The 4,837-nt window shown below is 75.4% G+C and carries 5 protein-coding genes; 2 read left to right on the forward strand and 3 right to left on the reverse strand.

All coding sequences use genetic code 11. From position 1 onward, the window contains the following. Positions 1–5 precede the first annotated feature (5 nt). Both ETD96_RS41400 and ETD96_RS41405 read left to right on the forward strand, forming a co-directional pair. Complete coding sequence (locus ETD96_RS41400; protein ID WP_138641948.1) at positions 6–1,199, forward strand: ABC transporter permease; 1,194 nt, start codon at positions 6–8, stop codon at positions 1,197–1,199. A 77-nt stretch (positions 1,200–1,276) separates the two neighbouring features. Continuing rightward, entirely contained in the window at positions 1,277–1,639 is a 363-nt protein-coding gene (locus ETD96_RS41405; RefSeq protein ID WP_138641945.1) for a hypothetical protein, read from the forward strand. Here ETD96_RS41405 and efeU read toward each other — a convergent pair. The 3 genes from efeU to ETD96_RS41420 all read right to left on the reverse strand — a co-directional run bounded on the left by efeU (position 1,636) and on the right by ETD96_RS41420 (position 4,624). Continuing rightward, a complete protein-coding gene (gene efeU, locus ETD96_RS41410; protein ID WP_138641946.1) occupies positions 1,636–2,496 on the reverse strand; it encodes an iron uptake transporter permease EfeU in 861 nt (286 codons plus the stop codon). The genes ETD96_RS41405 and efeU overlap by 4 nt on opposite strands. Positions 2,497–2,595: 99 nt before the next feature. Continuing rightward, entirely contained in the window at positions 2,596–3,837 is a 1,242-nt protein-coding gene (locus ETD96_RS41415) for an HRDC domain-containing protein (RefSeq protein ID WP_138641949.1), read from the reverse strand. Positions 3,838–4,057: 220 nt separating this feature from the next. Beyond that, positions 4,058–4,624 (reverse strand): DUF3000 domain-containing protein, encoded by a 567-nt coding sequence (locus ETD96_RS41420; protein WP_138641947.1) that lies wholly within the window; start codon positions 4,622–4,624, stop codon positions 4,058–4,060. Positions 4,625–4,837: the final 213 nt, after the last annotated feature.

Here is a 4,837-nt window from a genome sequence, read left to right on the forward strand (position 1 = left end):
GGGCGGTGAGGGCGGCGCTCGTGCCCGCGCGGCTCGGCCCCGGCGACGTGCTGCGCCTCGGCCTCGCCGGGCTGCGGGCCCGCCCGGCGCGGGCGGTGCTGTCCGCGCTCGGCGTCGCGATCGGGATCGCGACGATGGTCGCGGTCATCGGGATCTCCTCGTCCGGCAAGGAGGACCTGCTGCGGCGGCTCGACCGGCTCGGCACCAACCTGCTCACCGCCAAGCCCGGCGACACCCTGTTCGGCGACAAGGCGCAGCTCCCCGAGTCGGCGCCGGAGATGGTGCGGCGGATCGGCCCGGTCACGGCGGTCGGCGCGACCGGGTCCGTGGACGCCACCGTCCGGCGGACCGACAAGATCCCGGCGGAGGTCACCCAGGGCATCGCCGTGCAGGCCGCGACGACCGGGCTGCTCGGCACGCTCGGCGCGGAGACCGCGAGCGGGACCTGGCTGAACGCCGGCACCGCCCGCTACCCCGGCGTCGTGCTCGGCGCGGAGGCGGGGCGCCGCCTCGGCATGGACCGGGCGGGCGGACGGGTGTGGATCGGCGGCCGCTGGTTCACCGTCCTCGGCGTGCTGCGGCCCGCCGAGCTGGCCCCCGAGATCGACCGCTCCGCACTCGTCGGCTGGGACGCGGCCCGCCGCCACCTGGCCTTCGACGGGCACCCGACCACGGTCTACGAGCGGTCCACGGACGCGTCGGTGAACGACGTCCGGGCCGTGCTGGCCCGCACGGTCAACCCCGAGCGCCCCGAGGAGGTCCAGGTCAGCCGCCCCTCGGACGCGCTGGAGGCCAAGGCCGCGGCGACCGGCGCGTTCACCGGGCTGCTGCTCGGGCTCGGCGCGGTCGCGCTGCTGGTCGGCGGGGTCGGCGTCGCGAACACGATGGTGGTCTCGGTGCTGGAGCGGCGCCGCGAGATCGGGCTGCGCCGCTCCCTCGGCGCCACCCGCGGGCAGGTCCGCGTCCAGTTCCTCGCCGAGTCGCTGCTGCTGTCGGTGTCCGGCGGCGCGGCCGGGACGGTCCTCGGCGCGGCCGTGACCGCCGGGTTCGCGCTGTGGAAGGGGTGGCCGCCCGTCGTGCCGGCCTGGGCGCTCGGCGGGGCGCTCGCCGCGACGCTGGTGATCGGCACGGCCGCCGGGCTGTACCCGGCGGTGCGGGCCGCGCGGCTGCCGCCGACGGCCGCCCTCGCGTCGGTCTGACTCTGGCCACGCCGCGCCGGGCCGGTGCATGATTGGGGCATCGCCGTGTTCCGCCCCGGGGGAGGTGCCTCGCAGCCATGCCGGTGACACGTCCGCTCCGTGAGCGCTGCCGGGAGTTCCTCGGGATCGACGGCGAGATCCGCTACATCTTCCCCGCGATGGCCTACGGCGGCGGCGCCGGGTTCATCTTCGTCGTCACCGACGACCAGGTCGCCGTGATCAGCACCGGCCCGCTCAGCCGCAGCACCCCGAGGACGGTCTGGGGCAGCTACCCGCGCGGCACCCGGATCGGGCCGGTGGAGACCGGCGCCGGCGCGTCGTTCGAGTTCGCCGGCGCCGTGTTCGAGGTCGACGACGAGTACGTGCCGGTCGTGAACGCGGCCGACGCCGAGATCTTCGACCGGGACAGCCTGCCCCGCGACCCGCTCCCCGACCTCTAGGACGTCGCCGGCTCGGTGGCCGCCGCGGGCGCCGGGCGCGGCGTCGACGGGTTGCGCAGGAACAGCGCCATCACCGGGACCAGGTACGCCGCCCACATGACCAGCTGCAGCCAGGTGATCTGCGGGGTGACGTTCAGGACGCCCTGGAACACCGTCTGCATCCAGTCGCCCGCGGTGCCGAACTTGGCGAAGAACAGGTGCGGCTCCAGCGCGACGGCGTTCAGGCCGGGGAAGACCTCGGCCTCCTGGAGGTCGTGGAAGCCGTAGCCGAACACGCCCGCGGCGACGACGATGAGCGCGGCGCCCGTCCAGGTGAAGAACCGCCGCAGGTTGATCTTCAGGCCGCCGCGGTAGAGCAGGTAGCCGAGCGCGATCGCGACGGCGAGGCCGAGCACCGCGCCGATGATCGGCTGGGTGGAGCCCTCGGAGGAGTTGGAGATGTTCGTCCACAGGAACAGGGCGGTCTCCAGGCCCTCGCGCCCCACGGCGAGGAACGCGACGGCGGCGAGCGCGAGCGGCCCGATGTCCAGCGCGCCCTCCAGCTTTCCCTCCAGCTCCGCCTTCATGAACCGGGCGGTCTTGCGCATCCAGAAGACCATCCAGGTGACGAGCCCCACCGCGACGATCGACAGGATGCCGCCGAACAGCTCCTGCGTCTTGAACTGCATCTCCGAGGACGCGGCGGTCAGCGCGATGCCGAAGGCGAACGCCAGCGCGACGGCGGCGCCGATCCCCGCCCACACGGGGAGCAGGGCCCGGCGGTTGCCGGTCTTCACCAGATAGGCGATCAGGATGCTCACGACCAGTGCGGCCTCGAGCCCCTCGCGCAGTCCGATGAGGAAGTTGCCCAGTAGCATCGCCGCGCTCCTCCGGAAGGCCCAGGTCTTTTAGGCAAAGCTAACCTAAGCCAGTTTGCTCCCGCGCGCCCGCCCCCGGCAAGGGGCCGGGGGTGTGGCTCAGAGCTCTCCTTTGGTCTCCAGCCGGAGGAACGCCTTGGCGATCGGCTGGGCGGTCAGCTCGACCTGCCAGCTCCGGGCGCCGAGGTCGCGGAGCGCGGCGCCGATCGCCGACGGCGACGACTCCGCGGGCGGTGTCCACGCCAGCCGCCGGATGGAGTCCGGCTGGACGAGGTTCTCCGACGGCATCGAGTGCTCGTCGGCGAGCGCGGCGACGACCGCGCGGGCGGCGGTGAGCCGCTTGGCGGCCTCCGGGTCGCGGTCGGCCCAGCGGTGCGCGGGCGGCGGCCCGTCGCCGGGGAGGTTCGACTCCGGCAGCGCCCGGTCCGGCAGCTCGCGGGCGCGGGCGACGGCGCGCAGCCACGCCGACTGGTGCCGGCGGGCGCCGCGCCCCCGCATGGTCGGCAGGGCCTGCAGCTCGGCGGGGGTCTTCGGCGCCTGCTGCGCCAGCTCGATGATCGCGGCGTCCTGCAGCACCCGGCCGGGGGACAGGTCGCGCTCCTGGGCGATCTTGTCGCGGGCCGTCCACACCTCGCGGACGGTGGCGAGCGCCCGCCGGTTGCGCACCCGGTGGATGCCGGACGTGCGGCGCCACGGGTCGGGGCGCGGCGGCTTCGGCGGCGTCGCGAGGATCGCGGCGAACTCCTCCAGCGCCCACTCCAGCTTGCCCGCGGCGGTCAGCTCCTCCTGCAGGGCGTCGCGCAGCTCGACCAGCAGCTCGACGTCGAGCGCGGCGTAGCGGAGCCAGTCCTCGGGGAGGGGGCGGGTGGACCAGTCGGCCGCCGAGTAGCCCTTCTCCAGCACGAAGCCGAGCACGTTCTCGACCATGGAGCCGAGCCCGACCCGCGGGTAGCCGAGCAGCCGCCCGGCCAGCTCGGTGTCGAACAGCCGGCGCGGGACGAGCCCGACCTCGGCCAGGCACGGCAGGTCCTGGTTGGCGGCGTGCAGCACCAGCTCGGCGTCGGCGAGCGCCGCGTCGAGCCCGGACAGGTCGGGGCAGCCGATCGGGTCGATCAGCGCCGTGCCGGCGCCCGCGCGGCGCAGCTGGATCAGATACGCGCGCTGCCCGTACCGGTAGCCGGAGGCCCGCTCGGCGTCGACCGCCACCGGACCGGTGCCCGCGGCGAACGCCGCGATGACGCGCTCGAGCCCGGCGGCCGTCGCGACCACCGGCGGGACGCCCTCGCGCGGTTCCAGCAGGGGGACGGCCGGGGGACCGGTGTCGTCCTCCGTGCGCTGCAGGCCCCGCCCCGCCCCGGCCTGCTCGGGAACGGTCCCGGGCCGCTGATCTACGGCCGTCTCCTCCGCACCGGACTCCCCTTGGGGGCCGGTGGCGCGCGTTTCGGACACTCCCACTGCTTCCGTGTTCTCCCCCGCCGCCTGCTCGATGCCGGATCCGATTCCGGACGCTGTGCTCACGCCCCCTACCGTACGTCTTTCAACCGCCTGGACCGCCCCGCCGTCAACCCCCTCCGCCGCCGGGCCGGTCGGGCAGCGCGGCGACTCCGGACGGCGGCAGCCCGGCCGTGGTGCACATCACCTCGCACCATGCCGCGACATGGCCGGCGAGGTCGTCGCCGGTCGGCGACCACGAGGCGCGCAGCTCCAGTTCGGTGGTGGACGGCTCGCCCTGCTTGTCGCCGAAGCTCTCCGACACCGCGCGGGTGATCGTCCCGGACACGTTCGCGTACCCGGCGGGCTCCAGCGCCTCGAGCAGCCAGTCCCAGGCGACGGAGCCGATCAGCTCGTCGGCGGCGATGTCGGGCTCCAGGTCGGCGCGGATGTAGGCGACGACGCGGAACCCGTTCGTCCAGCCGGATCTGCCCTCCGGGTCGTACAGGACGATGAGCCGCCCGGTGGCGACCTCGGTGTCGTCGTCGCGGTAGACGCTGCCGGACATGGCCGCCGCGTAGGGCGCGAGGCGCTGCGGGGCGGGCATGTCCTCCAGGTCGAGCTCCGGCCGGACGGCGGGGCCGTCGAGGAACGCGCGGAGCGTGTCGACGGCCCGCTGGAAGGCAGGTGGGTTCATGGATGGACCGGCCTGGTCGCGGGAAGGTGGCGGAGCGCCGCGGGGCGGCGCGGGACGGTGCTGCCGGGGCGGCGGCGCCCCGGCGCGCGCGGCGACGGGGGGACGCGGAGGGGAAACGGGCACGGCACAGGTGGTTTCGTCTCGGGGGCCGGGCCGGTCAGGCCACGGCCCGCGCGGTGGCGGCGCCGCCGGGCGCCCGGACGGTCGCGGGGG

Source organism: Actinomadura geliboluensis (genome assembly GCF_005889745.1).
Lineage (GTDB): Bacteria > Actinomycetota > Actinomycetes > Streptosporangiales > Streptosporangiaceae > Spirillospora > Spirillospora geliboluensis.